18 protein-coding genes and 1 riboswitch are annotated in these 16,516 nt (G+C 35.3%); all 18 genes read right to left on the bottom strand.

Going from position 1 to position 16,516, the window contains the following annotated elements; genetic code table 11:
- Positions 1 to 34 precede the first annotated feature (34 nt).
- Complete coding sequence (locus C8C85_RS10440) at positions 35 to 1,237, bottom strand: cation:proton antiporter (protein ID WP_116797020.1); 1,203 nt, start codon at positions 1,235 to 1,237, stop codon at positions 35 to 37.
- Between the two features lie 543 nt (positions 1,238 to 1,780).
- Positions 1,781 to 2,203 carry a hypothetical protein gene (locus tag C8C85_RS10435; protein ID WP_116797019.1) on the bottom strand — a complete coding sequence of 141 codons (423 nt, stop codon included), beginning with the start codon at positions 2,201 to 2,203 and terminating at the stop codon, positions 1,781 to 1,783.
- A gap of 62 nt (positions 2,204 to 2,265) precedes the next feature.
- Positions 2,266 to 3,267 carry a homocysteine S-methyltransferase family protein gene (locus tag C8C85_RS10430; RefSeq protein ID WP_116797018.1) on the bottom strand — a complete coding sequence of 334 codons (1,002 nt, stop codon included), beginning with the start codon at positions 3,265 to 3,267 and terminating at the stop codon, positions 2,266 to 2,268.
- A 241-nt stretch (positions 3,268 to 3,508) separates the two neighbouring features.
- A riboswitch (SAM riboswitch) is annotated at positions 3,509 to 3,616 on the bottom strand.
- Between the two features lie 216 nt (positions 3,617 to 3,832).
- Positions 3,833 to 4,126, bottom strand: coding sequence for a type II toxin-antitoxin system RelE/ParE family toxin (locus C8C85_RS10425; RefSeq protein ID WP_116797017.1), 294 nt, complete (start codon positions 4,124 to 4,126; stop codon positions 3,833 to 3,835).
- Positions 4,117 to 4,341 (bottom strand): hypothetical protein, encoded by a 225-nt coding sequence (locus C8C85_RS10420; protein ID WP_116797016.1) that lies wholly within the window; start codon positions 4,339 to 4,341, stop codon positions 4,117 to 4,119. Before C8C85_RS10420 ends, C8C85_RS10425 begins: the two co-directional genes overlap by 10 nt.
- 123 nt (positions 4,342 to 4,464) lie before the next feature.
- Positions 4,465 to 5,517, bottom strand: a complete 1,053-nt coding sequence (locus C8C85_RS10415) for an NAD(P)/FAD-dependent oxidoreductase (protein ID WP_116797015.1) — start codon at positions 5,515 to 5,517, stop codon at positions 4,465 to 4,467.
- Positions 5,518 to 5,632: 115 nt separating this feature from the next.
- Entirely contained in the window at positions 5,633 to 6,208 is a 576-nt protein-coding gene (locus C8C85_RS10410; RefSeq protein ID WP_116797014.1) for a bifunctional precorrin-2 dehydrogenase/sirohydrochlorin ferrochelatase, read from the bottom strand.
- Positions 6,208 to 6,984, bottom strand: coding sequence for a uroporphyrinogen-III C-methyltransferase (gene cobA / locus C8C85_RS10405; RefSeq protein WP_116797013.1), 777 nt, complete (start codon positions 6,982 to 6,984; stop codon positions 6,208 to 6,210). Before cobA ends, C8C85_RS10410 begins: the two co-directional genes overlap by 1 nt.
- Complete coding sequence (locus C8C85_RS10400) at positions 6,977 to 9,067, bottom strand: HEPN domain-containing protein (RefSeq protein ID WP_116797012.1); 2,091 nt, start codon at positions 9,065 to 9,067, stop codon at positions 6,977 to 6,979. The genes cobA and C8C85_RS10400 overlap by 8 nt, the downstream gene beginning before the upstream one ends.
- 85 nt (positions 9,068 to 9,152) lie before the next feature.
- The gene (locus tag C8C85_RS10395; RefSeq protein WP_116797011.1) at positions 9,153 to 10,397 is read right to left on the bottom strand and encodes a sulfate adenylyltransferase subunit 1; all 1,245 of its coding nucleotides are present in this window, start codon (positions 10,395 to 10,397) and stop codon (positions 9,153 to 9,155) included.
- A 108-nt stretch (positions 10,398 to 10,505) separates the two neighbouring features.
- Positions 10,506 to 11,405: a sulfate adenylyltransferase subunit CysD gene (cysD, locus tag C8C85_RS10390; protein ID WP_111411121.1), complete on the bottom strand. Its 900-nt coding sequence runs from the start codon at positions 11,403 to 11,405 to the stop codon at positions 10,506 to 10,508.
- A gap of 124 nt (positions 11,406 to 11,529) precedes the next feature.
- Entirely contained in the window at positions 11,530 to 12,231 is a 702-nt protein-coding gene (locus C8C85_RS10385; RefSeq protein WP_116797010.1) for a phosphoadenylyl-sulfate reductase, read from the bottom strand.
- Positions 12,232 to 12,342: 111 nt separating this feature from the next.
- Positions 12,343 to 12,753, bottom strand: coding sequence for an RrF2 family transcriptional regulator (locus C8C85_RS10380; RefSeq protein ID WP_077373556.1), 411 nt, complete (start codon positions 12,751 to 12,753; stop codon positions 12,343 to 12,345).
- A gap of 105 nt (positions 12,754 to 12,858) precedes the next feature.
- Positions 12,859 to 13,395 (bottom strand): alpha/beta hydrolase, encoded by a 537-nt coding sequence (locus C8C85_RS10375; protein ID WP_116797009.1) that lies wholly within the window; start codon positions 13,393 to 13,395, stop codon positions 12,859 to 12,861.
- 60 nt (positions 13,396 to 13,455) lie between these two features.
- Positions 13,456 to 14,166, bottom strand: a complete 711-nt coding sequence (locus C8C85_RS10370; RefSeq protein ID WP_116797008.1) for a hypothetical protein — start codon at positions 14,164 to 14,166, stop codon at positions 13,456 to 13,458.
- 318 nt (positions 14,167 to 14,484) lie between these two features.
- Positions 14,485 to 15,657 carry a trans-sulfuration enzyme family protein gene (locus tag C8C85_RS10365; protein ID WP_116797007.1) on the bottom strand — a complete coding sequence of 391 codons (1,173 nt, stop codon included), beginning with the start codon at positions 15,655 to 15,657 and terminating at the stop codon, positions 14,485 to 14,487.
- A gap of 108 nt (positions 15,658 to 15,765) precedes the next feature.
- The gene (locus tag C8C85_RS10360) at positions 15,766 to 16,212 is read right to left on the bottom strand and encodes an OsmC family protein (RefSeq protein ID WP_116798455.1); all 447 of its coding nucleotides are present in this window, start codon (positions 16,210 to 16,212) and stop codon (positions 15,766 to 15,768) included.
- Between the two features lie 59 nt (positions 16,213 to 16,271).
- The gene (locus C8C85_RS10355; protein WP_116797006.1) at positions 16,272 to 16,514 is read right to left on the bottom strand and encodes a putative signal transducing protein; all 243 of its coding nucleotides are present in this window, start codon (positions 16,512 to 16,514) and stop codon (positions 16,272 to 16,274) included.
- Between the last annotated feature and the right edge of the window lie 2 nt (positions 16,515 to 16,516).

Raw genomic sequence — 16,516 nt, 5'->3', positions numbered from 1 at the left:
TATTCTCTACGTTTGAACTTAATGATATTTTATCTTACTGAAAATACTTGCCAAGCATTTTTGAAAAAGGTACCGCAGTAAATCCATGCAAAAAAATACTTAGCAAAACTGTAAGAACAATAACTGAAATTATGCGTTCATATCCCGGTATTCCTAATTCAATTATTACGAGTAATAAATACAAAACTGATGCAATGCCGCGTGGTCCAAACCAACCAATAAATCCAATAGTAACACTAGGTAATTTTGTACCAATAAGGCAAATTGCAACGGGCAACATTCTGATAATTGTAAGACTTAATAAGGCATAAACCCAAGCGTTTATATCCCAATAAGGATAACAAAACGGAACGAGCATCATACCAAATAAGAGAAAAATAAAAAGTACGAGTGCCTGACTTTCTGCTTCACCAAATTCATGTAATCGTTCGCGTACTTTGAGGTTATGAGTTCCGAGTAACATGCCTGCAAAAAATGCAGCGATGAAGCCATTACCCTCAACTGTTTCGGCTAATGAAAATGCTAATAATGCAATGGCTATTGATGATAAACTTTGAAAAGTGGAATTCATCCAGCCTTTGCTTGAAGCCTTGTCAACTAAATATCCTCCTGCCCAACCAATCAATCCACCAATCAATGGGCCAAAAACAAATTGCCGGAGTGTAAAAAGCAACCAATAAGATGTACCAGAGTTTCCCGCATCTGCATGAGATAAAACAGCAAGACAAATTAATATTGGAGGAAATGCAATCCCATCGTTTAAACCACTTTCAACGTTTATGGTTTGGCGAATTTTTTCGGGCACCAGTTTACTTGTAACCACTGCCTGTCCCAAAGCAGCATCAGTAGGCGACAAAATAAAAGCCATAAGCGCAATTACCCAGATATTAACACCCGGAAAAAGTGGGATACCTATTAATATTCCCAATACCATAGTCAATGGCAAACCTATTAGCAATAACCGAACAGGCAATTTTCGATGCTTTCTTAATTCCATTAAATTAATAGTGGATGCATCATTAAAAAGCACTAACACCAGTGTAAGTTCAGCAAGTATTTTTACCAATGGCGCATCAATACCTTGCCTCAATTCATCTATTTGAAAATTAGAAGCTATAATACCAATCACTACAAAAACCATTGGTGCTGTGATAACAGATTTTTCAAGGGCTTTTGAAAAAAGTCCGTAAACTAAAATCAGTAAAGCCGTAAATACAAAGATTGGATATTCAGTCATATTTTTCTTTTGTCCCTAATCTCGCTTATGAGTATGTGCTATTCTCTCCACGAAGTTGTGTTATTCAATTTCAATCAAAGCTACAATCTTAATAAATTTGTTTAATCATTGTTTCTATTTTCTATTCAAAGCCAATTCCTCCAGATTTTGTTTTTATCGAAAACCTTTCATTTTATTCTCTTTGCGGGCACGGATTGCAAATCCGCGCTATCGGGTTTTTATTTTGAGTTACTAAGTTTCTAAGTGGCTTAGATTCTAAGTTTTTATTATTCTGTCTACGGTCCAAAAAACTGTAGCTATATTTTATTTTAATTTCAACTTTATTTGGGCGTGACCACAAGGGTCGGGCTATTCGTTCCCGCTTTTTTTCTTGATGAAAAATCAAGAAAAAAGAGCTCCACTTCTATCCCTCACGCGGGCATTGCGTAATTCAATAAATTTTGTTTTTCATTCAAAGCCTTTTATTTGATTCTCTTTGCGGGCACGGATTGTAAATCCACGCTTTCGGAACTTTTTATTTTCTTCACTAGCTATGAAGATGTTCTATTTTACATCAAATGAAAAAAATCGCCCCTTACCTTCTTTAAACAAGGCTTTCATTTGGTCAATATCTTTTAATTTAATTGTATCAATACCAAAGACCTCTATTTTCTTAATAAACTGAAAACGTGGTCTATTTCCACGTTGACTATCAATTTCCAATGAATCATTTGGTAATATTTTAAATTTCCCAATCCTATTAAGAGTATCAAAACTTACTAATGTTGCTTCGTCAAAATATGGTATAACCGGTTTTTTTCCTGGCAAATTGTCCAGTGCTTCTTTATCATACCAAATTTCAACTTTTATATCTTTGCCAGATTTGTTTACAATTTGGGCAAAATAAAAAATATCACACGAACAAAATAAAAAGCAAACTAATAGCAAAAGCAAATTCTTTCTATATATCTGTTTTGGTTTAGCCATATTCTTTTAAATTCTCAGTAAATTATTTCCATTGTTAAATTGGATGCGATAATATACATAATCTACATCACCGCAGTCGAAACTCTAGGCTTATAATCCTTGGCAATATCGGCAATCAACTTGATATGGTTTGGGGTCGTTCCGCAACAACCACCTATGATGTTTATTAAATTATCGTCTAAATAGCTTTTAATTTGTGCTTGCATTTCCTCTGGTGTTTCATCGTATTCCCCAAAAGCATTTGGCAATCCTGCATTTGGATGCGCCGACACGTTGAAAGAAGTGTTATGGGACAAGGTCTGCAAATACGGTTTCAATAAATCGGCACCAAGGGCACAATTGAATCCTACGCTCAACAATGGAATATGCGATACCGAAACCAAAAAGGCTTCTACTGTTTGCCCTGAAAGCGTTCTTCCCGAAGCATCCGTTATTGTTCCTGAAACCATTATTGGAATATCAAGATCGCGTTCTTCTTTTACTTGTTCGATTGCAAAAAGTGCCGCTTTGGCATTTAGCGTATCAAAAATAGTTTCCACCAAAAGTAAATCACAACCGCCGTCCATTAAGGCTTCGACTTGTTGTTTGTAAGCAATGCGCAAATCATCAAAAGTTACTGCTCTGTATCCTGGATCGTTTACATCTGGCGACATACTTGCCGTACGGTTTGTCGGGCCAATTGAACCGGCAACAAAACGAGGCTGGTTTGGATTTTTCGCAGTGAATTCATCAGCTACTTCACGGGCAATTTTTGCCGATTCGTAGTTCAATTCATAAACATATTCTTCAAGGTAATAATCCGCCATACCAATCGTAGTTCCAGAGAAAGTATTGGTTTCCACAATATCGGCTCCTGCTTCAAAATAGGCTGCGTGAACCGCTTTGATAGCTTGAGGTTGCGTTAGGGACAATAAATCATTGTTCCCTTTTAGCGGATGTGGAAAATCTTTGAATCGTTCGCCACGAAAATCTTCTTCAGAGAAATTATAACGTTGCAGCATTGTACCCATAGCTCCGTCGAGCACGAGTATTCTCTTTTTTATTTCTTCTTGAATTGTTGACATATTTTTTATTTCTCGCAAAAACGCTAGGGCGCAAAGCTTTTTAATTACTATTTTTCCAAAAATTCCTAATTCTGGCTCTTTAGCCCCGATGGAAACGACATCCTTTTATGCTGGGGTTCAGCATAAAAGATATAGTGTACGGCGGGAACGATGACTGCAAAAAATGCACCAATCATTCGCTCTAAAAAAAATATCGAAATGTTGTCAGGAAAAGGTTTGAGGAATACGGAGATGTATTCTTGTGTTATCTATCCGCGCTGTGCGTGGTAGAATGTAGCACCTTCTTTAAAAAAGTAAAGGGTTGCTAAGGTTTCATCGGGTCTTTTCCCTCCGCCTTTCGTGATAACTTTCAATAAAAATAGGAACAGTGCAAAGAAACGACATAGCGCTAACAATTGCAAGTTTTTTTTTTAGATTCTAAGGTTCTGAGCTACTAAGCCTCTAAGTCAAAATTTTCATTCATAATCATTATAAAAAAAACTCAAAACTATATTGCAAGTTTGAGCTTTTTTTGAAAATCTTAGCTTCTCAGCTTCTTAGTAACTCAGAATCTTAAAAAAACAGTTTAGTGCTTTATTTTTTGCTTAGTACCTCTTAAATTAACGATTTCAATTCGTCTCATCTTAGTGTTTATTCTGTAAACCAGATAATTATTTTTATCTATAATTGCTTTGTACAAATATTGGTTTGTTCCTGATTTTGGGAATAATTCAGGGTAGAGAATTACTAAACTTGTAACTTGTTTTATATTTTCTTCTAATTGCAAAATTTCTTTTATGGACCAAAATTTCTCCAAATAAAAAAGTACGCTGTCTAAACCTTTTTCTGCCTGAGGCGTCCATTTAATCCCTAATGCCATTTCTTGAATTTATCCATAACGGTAGAATGGCTTACTAAGTCATTGTTGTCAGCTTGGGAAATTCCAATTTCAATTTCTTCTTTTTCCTGAGCTGATAATTCACTGTACCAATCCTTTTTGCTTGCCTTTACCAATAGTTCGAGTTTTTCCAAAAGACTTTCGTCTACATTGGATAGTTCTTGAATAAAATTATATTTTCTTGTTGCTAAATTCATGATGAATTAATTTTAATATCACACAAAGATATAAATAAAAAAGCTCAAACTATATTACAAATTTGAGCTTTAGTATTTCAAAATCTTAGATTCTCAGCATCTTAGAAGCTTAGTCTCTAAAGATTAAACAATAGCTTTCACTACCGCTTTTGGAGCTTCTTTACGAGTACCGTCGAATCCGTCAACTCCGGAAACGGTGGTATATTTCATCACATATTTTTTACCCGGATTGATGATTTGGTAAGCCGCCTGACACATTAATGTGGCTTCATGAAATCCGCAAAGAATCAATTTCAATTTTCCAGGATACGTGTTTACGTCACCAATGGCAAAAATTCCAGGAATATTTGTTTGGTAATCCAAAGCATTGTTTACTTTGATCGCATTTTTTTCAATTTCTAATCCCCAGTGTGCAATAGGGCCTAATTTTGGCGTCAATCCAAAAAGTGGAATGAAGAAATCGGTTGGGATGTTTTGGTGTGCACCATCAATATCTACATCAACAGATTCTAAATGCTCAGCTCCGTTCAAACCGATAACTTCTCCTGGAGTGATCATTTTGATTTTTCCTGAGTTTTTCAATTCCTGCACTTTTTCTACAGAATCAAGAGCTCCACGGAATTCGTTTCTACGGTGAATTAAAGTAACCTCTGAAGCAACGTTTGCCAAGAAAATACTCCAGTCTAAAGCGGAATCTCCTCCTCCAGAAATCACAACTCTTTTGTCTCTGAATTTTTCTGGATTTTTGATAAAGTATTTCACTCCTTTATCTTCGTAAAATTCGATATCTTCGATAAGTGGCTTTCTTGGTTCGAAACTTCCCAATCCTCCAGCAATAGCTACAACAGACGCGTGGAATTTTTTTCCTTTATTTGAAGTGACAATAAAACTGCCATCTTCTTGCTTATCGATAGTTTCTGCACGCTCACCAAGAGTAAATCCAGGTTCGAACTGCTTGATTTGTTCCATTAAATTATCCACCAAATCACCTGCCAATACTTCCGGAAATCCTGGAATATCATAGATAGGTTTCTTTGGATACAACTCTGATAATTGTCCTCCCGGTTGTGGCAAGGCATCCAGAATATGACATTTTAATTTTAATAATCCTGCTTCGAAAACGGCGAATAGACCTGTTGGCCCGGCTCCTATTATAAGTATGTCTGTTTTAACCATTATATTTAAATTTAACTCTTTATATTATTTTTTATTTTGTGCGCAAATAAACGAATGCTTTCAATTTCTGAAAATGATAATTATCAGAGAATTTTATCCGTTATTTCTATATTCATTATTTTTTCAGTCCTTCTGTAATTTCGTTCATCTTTTGAACTTTTTCTTCGAAATTCCCTTTCAAAGTCTTTCGATATTCATTCAGGTTTTGAACCATTTTATTGATGTCTTCCGGAATTACTTCTTCAAAAAACTCGCGTAATCTTTTGGCTGTCGTTGGCGATTTTCCGTTGGTCGAAATGGCTATTTTTACGTTTCCTTTGGTCACGATTCCGCCCAAATAATAATCACATAAATCGGGCGTATCAGCAATATTGCAAATGAGATATCTTTTTCGGGACAAATCATATACTCGTTTGTTTACTTTCAAGTCATCAGTACAGGCAATGACCATATTGCGTTTCTTGAGCATTTTTTTCTTGAACTTCGCTTGTGTCAATTTTATCGAAGGATGCTTTTCGACTAATGCTTCCAATTCGGGCAGAAACTTTGTCGCCACAACCTCAACATTGGCATTGGGGCTGGATTTCAACATAAACGACAACTTTTCCAAACCTACATTTCCACCACCAACAATAAGCACATTAATGTTGTGTAGTTTTAAAAAAATAGGATATAATTCGTTTCTTTCCATTATAACTTTATTTCGGCGGCTACAAATTCTTCGTAAAACCCTTTCAGTTGATTACTTTCTTTGACTACTTCCCCAATTACGATAATTGCCGGTGAACTCAATTTATTTTCGACAGCCACTTCTTGAATCGTATCAATTGTTCCCACACCTATTTTCTCATTTGGTGTTGTTCCGTTTTGAATAATCGCAACGGGAGTTTCTCCTTTGGATTCTTTTTGGAATAAAGTAACAATTTGTGATAGTTTACTCATTCCCATCAAAATCACAACAGTCGCTGATGATTTTGCTGCAAGAGCGATATCACTAGACAAATTTCTGTTGGAAGTGGTTCCTGTGATTACCCAAAAACTTTCGGAAGTTCCTCTTTTGGTCAATGAAATTCCCTGATAAGCGGGAACTGCAATCGCTGATGAAATTCCGGGTACTACAAATGTAGGGATTCCAAAACTTTCTGCGTAATCTATTTCTTCACTTCCTCTTCCGAAAATAAATGGATCTCCTCCTTTTAACCGAACCACGTGACCGTAGGTAAGCGCATTATCGACAATCAATTGGTTGATTTGATCTTGCGAATATTCGTGACACCCGATTCTTTTCCCCACAAATATTTTTATGGAATTTTGAGGAGCATACTTCATTATTTCCTCATTGGCCAAGGCATCATACAAAACCACATTCGCTTCAGCAAGTGCTTTTACACCTTTAAGCGTAAGCAAGTCTGGGTCGCCAGGTCCTGCGCCTACTAAAGTTACTTTGGGTTGTATCGTTTTATGCATTAGCTAAATCTTTTGTTCTGTATGCTTCTATTTTTCCGAAGAAAGCTATAGCATCTTGTATATATTTTTGTGCAAACGCTTCTGATGGCTCGTTGGCTCTGATTTGATATACCAAATCTTTGAAATCTGAACCCAATTCTATTTTTTTGCTTTCGATGAAAACAGTATCAAACAAATCAATAATTCCAGCGTGGTGGTTTGTTTTTTCGTTTTCGGCCAATAATAATGCTTTGGCTCCATTTACAAATCCAGCGTAAGCCAAATAAATTGCATCTGACCATTTTTTATCATCAAAAGCTTCTTGAGCAAACGTTAATTTATCTTTGGCTTCAAACAATAATGTAGCCACTAAATCAATTACAACACCAGCACATTCTCCAACTCCAACTGCTTTTACGTAGTTATCGGCATTACCCCAATCCACAAAATCAGCTTCGGTTAAATTGGTTACATCTGCCAATGGTTTCAAGAACTCATAGAAATATTTCTCACCTTTGGCATCGTAATAATCTACAAATGGTTGTCCGTTTCCATTGGCTTCAAAATCATTTAAGATTAATCGCAAAGCATCTGGTCCTCTTCTACTAGGTATTTTGATTACTTTATCTGAAAAACGTCCTACTCCATTTCCTATATTCTTTCCTCCTAACAATACCTGAAGTGCTGGAGCTACCAGTTTTCCAGCATTAATGGACATTCCTTGAAAACCTATTTCGGACATATTGTGCTGTCCACAAGCATTCATACACCCGCTAATTTTTATTGAAATATCAACATTGCTATTAAATTGCGGATATTCTGTTGCTATAACTCTTTCCAATTCTTCGGCAATACCAGTACTGCTCGCAATTCCTAAATTACAAGTATCAGTTCCAGGACAAGCCGTGATATCAGCAACGGTATTATATCCTAAAGTAACAAAATCCAATTTGGCTAATTCCTGATAGAAAAAAGGTAAATTTTCTTCTTTGATATTACGGATAAGAATGTTTTGTCTTAATGAAAAACGCAATTCATTGGCACCATAATTTTTAACCAAGTCAGCCAATAATCTTGCTTTATCTATATAAAAATCTCCCAAAAGAACTTTAATTCCAATAGCAACATAACCAGCTTGTTTTTGTGCAATCACGTTCGATTTTTTCCAAGCTTCATAAGCTTCAACATCATCAATTGTTACTGAAGGTACTTCCAATAAAGGTTCCGTAATTGCTCCTTCAAAATCAGTAGTGTCTATTTCGTACGTATGGAAAGCCAAAGCTTTTTTCTCTTCGTCAACCAAACGCATAAATTCATCTCGTCCCAAATCTTTGATTAAGAATTTCAAACGCGCTTTCAAACGTTTTGCTCTTTCTCCGTGACGGTCAAAAACCCTAATTACCCCTTCGGCAGTTGGGATAATTTGGTTAACCGGGACAAATTCTGAAAGCAATTCAGCGTGGCTTGGTTGTGAACCTAAACCTCCACCTAACATTATTTTGAAACCTTTTTCACCATTTACAATTTTGGGAATGAATCCTAAATCGTGCAAATAGCTCAAAGCGGTATCTTTATCAGAAGATGAGAATGATATTTTGAACTTACGCCCCATTTCTTGACAAATTGGGTTACGCAATAGATATTGAAACAAAGCGTGTGCATAAGGCGATACATCGAATGGTTCATCCACATCAATTCCTGCAGTTTCACTAGCCGTAATGTTTCTTACCGTGTTTCCACAAGCTTCTCTCAAAGTAATATCATCTTTGGCTAAGTCTGCCCAAAGTTCTGGCGTTCTGTCCAAACTTACATAGTGAATTTGAATATCTTGACGCGTTGTGATGTGCAAACGACCGGTTGAATATTTTTCAGACACATCGGTGATTCTTCTCAATTGTTCGCTAGACACTTTTCCGTAAGGCAATTTAATACGAATCATTTGTACGCCTTCTTGACGTTGACCGTAAATACCACGCGCCAAACGAAGACTACGAAAACGCTCATCATCAATTTGTCCACCACGGAATAAATGAATTTTCTTCTCTAAATCGATAATCTCTTTTTGGACAATCGGGTCTTCTATTTCGGTTCTAAAACTTTGCATAACTTTTTAGTTTATAGTTTGTGGTTGGTTGTTTATGGTTGGTTGTTGGCAGCATAACTATCAACTAAAAACCATCAACTATCAACTATTTAATAAATCCAACTCCTGCTGTTGTGTTGGTTGCGGCATCTATCAAAATGAAGGCTCCATTAGATTTATTTTCTGTGTAAGCATCAAAATAGATAGCTTTACTTAATTTAATGGTTACTTCTCCTATTTCGTTTATTGCTAATTGAGTCGCTGGCGTTACTCCTGAATAATCGGTTGCGATTACATTTTTCACGCTATCAATTTTGGCCAAAACTCTATTCGTATTGTGTTGTACAAAATATTTTGCGCCTGCCACTAATTTTTTGCTGTCCATCCAACAAACAGTTGTCGTAATGTCTTTTTCAATTTTAGGAAGTTCATTTGATTTTACGATCATATCACCTCTCGTTACATTGATATCATTTTCTAATTCGATTGTTATAGACGAACCAACGCTAGCTTCATCAAATTGTTGATCAAAAAAGTGAATATTAGTAACCGTAGATTCTGTCAAAGAAGGAAGCACCGTTACCGCATCTCCAACTTTAATATTGTTCCCGTACAATTTCCCAGCATATCCTCTAAAATCGTGATATTCTTCTGTTTTTGGGCGAATTACTGTTTGAACAGGGAAACGCGCTTGCCCATTATCGTAAACATCTTTTGGCTCTAAAGCTTCTAAATGCTGCAGGATAGTTTGTCCTGTATACCAAGGCATTTTTCCTAATGTTTCTACCACATTATCTCCTGTTAAAGCGCTCAACGGAATGTAACTTACGTTTTGTTCTTTGTACGCGCTTTTTGCATTTAATGCTTGAAAATCGGCTTTGATTTTGTTGTATACTTCTTCCGAATAATCAACCAAATCCATTTTGTTTACTGCAACAATCACATCTTTTACTCTCAATAAATTATTGATAAAAAAGTGACGGTACGTTTGCTCAATCACACCTTTACGGGCATCGATCAAAATAATAGACACTTGTGAAGTCGAAGCTCCAGTAACCATATTACGAGTATATTCTACGTGACCCGGAGTATCGGCAATGATGTAACTTTTTTTCGCTGTAGAAAAATAAATATGTGCTACGTCAATTGTAATCCCTTGTTCTCTCTCTGCAACCAAACCATCAGTAGCCAAAGAAAAATCCAGATAATCGTATCCTTTTTGTTTACTGCTTTTTTCTATTGCTTCAATCTTATCTGTAGTCAATGATTTTGTATCGTACAACAATCTTCCGATTAAAGTACTTTTTCCGTCATCTACGCTTCCTGCTGTTGCTATTTTTAAAACTTCCATTTCAATATTTGGTTTCAAGTTTAAAGTTTAAAGTTTTATAACTTTATCAATAAACTATTTTTATTTATTTGTTTGATTCTTAATTCCCCCTTCAGGGGGCAAGGGGGCCTAAAAGTATCCTTGTTGTTTTCTTTTTTCCATTGCAGCTTCAGAACGTTTGTCATCGATTCTGGCTCCTCTTTCAGAAATAGTCGAAGTACGAATCTCTCCAACTACTTCCTGAATGGTTGCTGCATATGATTCAACAGCGGCAGTACAACTCATATCACCAACGGTTCTGAAGCGAACAATTCGTTCTTCGATTTGTTCGTCTTCTTCTTGGTACACAAAAGGAGAGTGTGACCAAATTAAACCGTCTCTCAAAAAAACTTTACGTTTATGTGAAAAGTAAATCGATGGAATTTCGATTTGCTCTTGTTCGATATAACTCCAAACATCCAATTCAGTCCAGTTTGAAATTGGGAAAACACGTACGTTTTGACCGTTTTCAATTTTTCCGTTCAAAAGGTCAAACAATTCAGGACGTTGATTTTTTTCATCCCATTGACCGAAATCATCACGAACAGAGAAAATACGTTCTTTGGCTCTTGCTTTTTCTTCGTCACGACGTGCTCCACCAATACAAGCATCAAATTTGAATTCTTCGATAGCATCCAATAATGTGGTCGTTTGCAAACTGTTTCTACTAGAATATTTCCCAGACTCTTCAACCACTTTACCTTCATCAATGGCATCTTGCACGTTACGAACGATTAATTCCAATCCTAATTCAGCTACCAATTTGTCTCTAAATTCAATTGTTTCAGGGAAATTGTGTCCTGTATCCACGTGTAATAATGGAAAAGGAATTTTTGCCGGAAAAAATGCTTTTTGCGCCAAACGCACTAATGTAATTGAATCTTTACCGCCAGAGAAAAGCAAAACGGGTTTGTCAAATTGAGAAATTACTTCTCTGAATATGTAAATTGCTTCGCTTTCTAAAGCATTTGTTTTTAATACTGAACTCATATTTTTAGTTTAAAAGTTTAAAGTTTAAAGTTTAAGGTTGTTCTTGTGACCTCGACTAAAATCTCTCAACTATTATTGTTTTTTTATTCTCTCTATTCTATTTTCTAACTTCTGACCTCTAACCTCATTTCTGGTGTAAACCACATTCTTTATGACTGGACTCCCACGACCATCTTCCTGCTCTGATATCTTCTCCTTCGGCAATCGCTCTTGTACAAGGCGCACAACCGATGCTTACAAATCCTTTTTTGTGTAAGGCATTTTGTGGCACATTATTCTCATCAATGTATTTTTGAACATCTTCTAAACTCCATTTCAATAATGGATTGAATTTTATGATATTAAAATGGGCGTCGTATTCAAAGGCAGCCAAATCATTTCTGTTTTCTGATTGCTCGGCACGCAAACCTGTAATCCAAATTTCATTTCCTTTCAAGGCTTTGGTCAAAGGCGCTACTTTTCGAATAAAACAACATTCTTTTCTGTTCTCAACCGATTCATAGAAGCTGTTCGGACCTTTTTTATTCAACAAATTTTCTACATCGCTGGCCTCTGGAAAATAAGTTTGAATAGCTACTTTGTATTTTTTTATTGTTCTATGAAAAACATCATATGTTTCTTGAAACAATCTTCCGGTGTCAAGTGTGAATATATTAATTGGTAACTCATTCTTAGCAATCAATGCAGTTATAACCTGATCTTCTTGCCCAAAAGAAGTTGAAAAAATCACTTTTCCTTTGTACTCATTAGCCAAAAAAGCCAATGTTTCCTCAATGGAAAAACCTGCTGTTTTTTCTAATAAAGTATTTGCTACTGCTGCGCTCATTTTCTTTTGCTTTTAATTTTAAATCTATTACCCTATCGGCTTAGTAGATTACTTTGCAAAAGTAACACTTTTTTTTAAATTCAAAATTTTTTTTAAATAAATTTTAATAGTTTAAAATGCAATATCCGCCAGAGAGTTACTTTCAAGGATTTTAAGGGTATTATCCCTAACCTGAGTCATTAAGCGGCGTGCGGCACAAGTAGTTTCGTCATCACAATCATCACATTTTTCATAAAAATTGTGACTTGCGCACGGAAGCAGAGCAATTGGCCCTTCAAGAATGCGATATACTTTGGCCATACTGATATCTTTTGGGTCTTTTATCAAGTAGTAACCACCGCCTTTTCCTTTTTTGGCCCCCAGAAAACCAGAGTTTCTGAGTAATAACAAAATACTTTCCAAAAATTTAATCGAAATATGTTCATTTTTAGCAATTTCAGCAATTTGAACAGGTGTATTATCTTTTTGGCGAGCCAAAAAAGTAAGTGCCTTTATTCCGTATTTAGTTTTCTTTGAAAGCATTGTGATTTATGATTTATGATTAACGATTGCTGATCTATGATTTTTTGAAATCGAAACAAGTCGTCTATAAAATATGTTTACGAAACTACAAACTTTATCCTTTTATCAGCAAATTGTATGAATCTTTTTTAAAATTTCATTGCAAATTAAAGTTGTGCAATCTATTTCAGTATAAAAATCGTGTTCCTTATTTTTTATGATCTCAAAATCTATTGAATGTTTTTCTAACCAATTATGCTTTGGCTTATTGATGTCATTTTCGCCATAATAGAGCTTTATTACTCCATTGAGAATTTCATTCTCATATCGCAATCTCGTTGATGAAACGGCAAACAAACTTCTAACATTCAATCCTTTCAAAGTTGCTTTCCAAGCAATTGTTCCGCCAATACTAAAGGCAAGAATATCAACTTGATTCTTTTCTGTTTTCAAAAGATTCTCCACCCCTTTTTCAATTCCTCCATTAATAAACTGACGGTGGAGACTTTCTTCGGAATAATTTGTTTTATCAATTTCTCCCAATTCGCAACAATCGTAATATTGAATTTCGAATTTATTCTTCAATAATTCAACATAGGCTGAAACCCAATCTGATTTTTCTTTTCCCCACAAATCCGATAAAATAATAAGTTTTGGTTTCATAAAGGTTCTAAAGATTATAAATCAGTTTTTTAAACAAAAATCGAAGCGTTTTTATATTGTTTACGAGACAGATGTTAGTATCATTTTATCAATTACCCATCTGTTGCTTACTTTTTTAATATAAAAAATATAAAAACTTCCACATCTCCCACAAAAATCAAAACCGCCCTCTAATACCCCAACTTTTTTTTGTTTATCAAATTGAATTCTAGAAAAAAATAAATTTCCAGAAAAAACAAAAGGATATTTTATTTCAAATAAAAGCATTCGTTTATCGCCAACTTTTGGAAATTCTGAAATATTCTTTAGCTTAAACTTATTATTCAACTTAATCTTCTCAAAGTCAAACCTGTATTCATCTACTTCTTCTTGTTCTTGAGAAAACTCAACATTTGGATAATAACTTTTTAAAATCCTAATTTGTTCTGTTTTATTCTTTTTTAAAAAAGGGTCAAAAGCAATAATAACACTCGAAGTATCTTTCGCAACTTTCTCATTTTCTTTTTGCCATTCTCTATATTTGATAATTTGTTCTTTTGTCGCTTTGGTAGAATCTTCTCTAACAAAATGACCAGATTGATCATAAACATTTTCTCCAAATTTAGGAGGCGGTATTTCTTTTCTACTATCAACACAAATCGAATCGACTAAACTTGGAAAAATTTCGGTCATCACACTTTTCTCAAAATCCATTTCAGTTGCTTTCTTTTCACAACTTGATGTTATAATAGCGACAATAAAAAGCAGTGTTATTTTTATATTTTTTTCCATAAAAACAGATATTGATTTAACCAAATTTACAATTTTAACAAATCAAAACTAATCTATATTACAATCTGAATTTGAATTCTGTTGTTTTTCCTTTTTGGATAATTGCAAAAAAAACAAAATCTCTCCTTTTAGCCCCGATAAAAGTGGAAATCCTTATGTGCCGGGGTTCGGCACATAAGATTGAAACGGATAGCGGGACAATGCCAACTAAAAACACCAAATCTTTCTGCTCCAGATTAACTGTTCTATAATAACATCTCCACTAGAAACACAAAACCCACAGTTTGAACCGTGGGTTTTTGCGATAATTATAAATCTTTAAGAAAGCGCCTGCTCCAAATCGGCGATTACATCTTCTACAGTTTCTAATCCAACAGAAACACGAACCAAACCATCGGTAATACTCACTGCCAAACGTTCTTCAACAGTCAATTTACTGTGAGTTGTAGAGGCAGGATGTGTAACGATTGTTCTCGTATCTCCTAAATTTGGCGATAACGAACACAATCTTATTTTGTCCAAAAATGCTCTTCCTGCTTCGAGTCCGCCTTTGATTTCGAAAGCAACTATGTTACCTCCTAATTTCATTTGTTTTTTGGCGATTTCATATTGCGGATGTGACTTTAAGAAAGGATACTTCACTTTATTAACCTGAGGATGACTTTCCAAAAACTCTGCCACTTTCAAAGCATTTTCACAATGTCTATCTAAACGAATCGCCAAAGTTTCTAAGCTTTTTGATAATACCCAGGCATTAAATGGGGATAAGGAAGGACCGGTAAGTCGAGAAAACAAATAGATTTTCTGAATCAATTCAGCATCTCCAACTGTTATTCCACCCAAAACTCTACCTTGACCATCTATTAATTTTGTTGCAGAATGCACCACCAAATGTGCACCCCATTTTATCGGTTGCTGTAAATAAGGTGTAGCAAAACAGTTGTCAATTATCAAAATCAAATTATGCTTTTTGGCAATAGCTCCTAACAATTCCAAATCAATAATATCTACCGCTGGATTAGTTGGCGATTCGGCAAAAAGAATCTTTGTATTTGGCTTTATAAAACTTTCGATGGTTTCGGGTTTATCGATATCAAAATACGATGTTTCAATTCCCCATTTTGGAAAATAATTGATAAACAACGAATGTGTCGCTCCAAAAACACTACTTGCCGAAACAATATGGTCTCCTGAGTTCAACAAAGCCGCCAAAGTTGAATACACGGCTGCCATTCCAGAGGCAAAAGCAAAACCAGATTCAGCGCCTTCCATTTTACAAATTTTCTCTATAAATTCGTTGGTATTGGGGTTGCTGTAACGGCTGTAAATATTGCGATCTTTCTCTTCTGCAAAAGAAGCACGCATGTCTTCGGCATCTTCAAATACAAAACTAGACGTTAAGTATAAAGGAACCGAATGTTCTTGAAATTGTGTTCTTTCTAATTGGGTACGTATGGCTTGGGTTTCAAAACCAAATTCTAGTTCGTTCATAATAATCCCCCTAACCCCCGAAGGGGGAATTGCAACGGGGTCGCTTTATTTGTTAATAATTTATTTAACCTTAGATCTTCCTTTTTATAAAATAGATTTTTCGACAATCTATTCCGTTCCCCCTTCGGGGGTTAGGGGGCTTCCGTTCAAAACCACTTTATAATGTATGGTTACGTTTGGTTCCAATGTTTTGGAAACTGAACAATATTTTTCGAATGAAAGTTGTGCCGCTCTAGATGCTTTTTCTGCGATTATTTTCCCTTCTAGATAAAATACCACATAAATATCCTTGAACGGTTTTGCCTCATCTACCTGTACACGTTCACCCTCAACCTCAGCTTTGAAAGAGGTAATTTCCTGGCGTTGTTTCTTAAGAATCGAAATCATATCAATCCCGCTGCAACCTGCAACACCCATTAATACTAATTCCATTGGGCTAGGCCCCATATCACTTCCGCCAAATTCCGGACGACTATCTACATTTACGATATGACCTCTTTCATTTTTTAATTCAAAATGGAAGTTGTCGTTTTTTCTTTCTAATGTTATTTTCATCTTAGTATTTTTTTTGAACGCTGATGCCACGGATTTTCAAACGCAGATCCAACGCTTTTTTATTTACCTTCTATTTCTAAATTATTATTTCCATTTAAATAATCCTCAACTATTATATTTGATGCATCTAAATCCAATTCATCAACTTGGAGCTTTACAGGATTTAAGCCTCCCGAAGCAACAACCCAAGGCTCAATATTTGACATATATTCATTTTGAGTAAAAACGAAAATTTCGTTTCCTTCCAATAAATTTCTAACATTCATTGCCTCAAAATATGACCCGCTAAAAACTTCAACCATAA

The sequence above is a fragment of the Flavobacterium sp. 103 genome (genome assembly GCF_003096795.1).
GTDB lineage: Bacteria > Bacteroidota > Bacteroidia > Flavobacteriales > Flavobacteriaceae > Flavobacterium.
The sequence above is the reverse complement of the archived record's forward strand: the minus strand, read 5'-3'. Positions and strand labels throughout refer to the sequence as shown.

Coding starts and splice junctions, on each gene's coding strand:
- cysD (WP_111411121.1), bottom strand. CDS start 11,405: ATGAGTTCAGTATTAAAAACAAATGCTTTAGAAAGCGAAGCAATTTAC.
- C8C85_RS10375 (WP_116797009.1), bottom strand. CDS start 13,395: ATGAAACCAAAACTTATTATTTTATCGGATTTGTGGGGAAAAGAAAAA.
- cobA (WP_116797013.1), bottom strand. CDS start 6,984: ATGCATAAAACGATACAACCCAAAGTAACTTTAGTAGGCGCAGGACCT.
- C8C85_RS10435 (WP_116797019.1), bottom strand. CDS start 2,203: ATGGCTAAACCAAAACAGATATATAGAAAGAATTTGCTTTTGCTATTA.
- C8C85_RS10355 (WP_116797006.1), bottom strand. CDS start 16,514: ATGGTTGAAGTTTTTAGCGGGTCATATTTTGAGGCAATGAATGTTAGA.
- C8C85_RS10420 (WP_116797016.1), bottom strand. CDS start 4,341: ATGAATTTAGCAACAAGAAAATATAATTTTATTCAAGAACTATCCAAT.
- C8C85_RS10395 (WP_116797011.1), bottom strand. CDS start 10,397: ATGGAAGTTTTAAAAATAGCAACAGCAGGAAGCGTAGATGACGGAAAA.
- C8C85_RS10425 (WP_116797017.1), bottom strand. CDS start 4,126: ATGGCATTAGGGATTAAATGGACGCCTCAGGCAGAAAAAGGTTTAGAC.
- C8C85_RS10365 (WP_116797007.1), bottom strand. CDS start 15,657: ATGAACGAACTAGAATTTGGTTTTGAAACCCAAGCCATACGTACCCAA.
- C8C85_RS10360 (WP_116798455.1), bottom strand. CDS start 16,212: ATGAAAATAACATTAGAAAGAAAAAACGACAACTTCCATTTTGAATTA.
- C8C85_RS10385 (WP_116797010.1), bottom strand. CDS start 12,231: ATGAGCGCAGCAGTAGCAAATACTTTATTAGAAAAAACAGCAGGTTTT.
- C8C85_RS10410 (WP_116797014.1), bottom strand. CDS start 6,208: ATGGAAAGAAACGAATTATATCCTATTTTTTTAAAACTACACAACATT.
- C8C85_RS10400 (WP_116797012.1), bottom strand. CDS start 9,067: ATGCAAAGTTTTAGAACCGAAATAGAAGACCCGATTGTCCAAAAAGAG.
- C8C85_RS10415 (WP_116797015.1), bottom strand. CDS start 5,517: ATGGTTAAAACAGACATACTTATAATAGGAGCCGGGCCAACAGGTCTA.
- C8C85_RS10370 (WP_116797008.1), bottom strand. CDS start 14,166: ATGGAAAAAAATATAAAAATAACACTGCTTTTTATTGTCGCTATTATA.
- C8C85_RS10430 (WP_116797018.1), bottom strand. CDS start 3,267: ATGTCAACAATTCAAGAAGAAATAAAAAAGAGAATACTCGTGCTCGAC.
- C8C85_RS10440 (WP_116797020.1), bottom strand. CDS start 1,237: ATGACTGAATATCCAATCTTTGTATTTACGGCTTTACTGATTTTAGTT.
- C8C85_RS10380 (WP_077373556.1), bottom strand. CDS start 12,753: ATGCTTTCAAAGAAAACTAAATACGGAATAAAGGCACTTACTTTTTTG.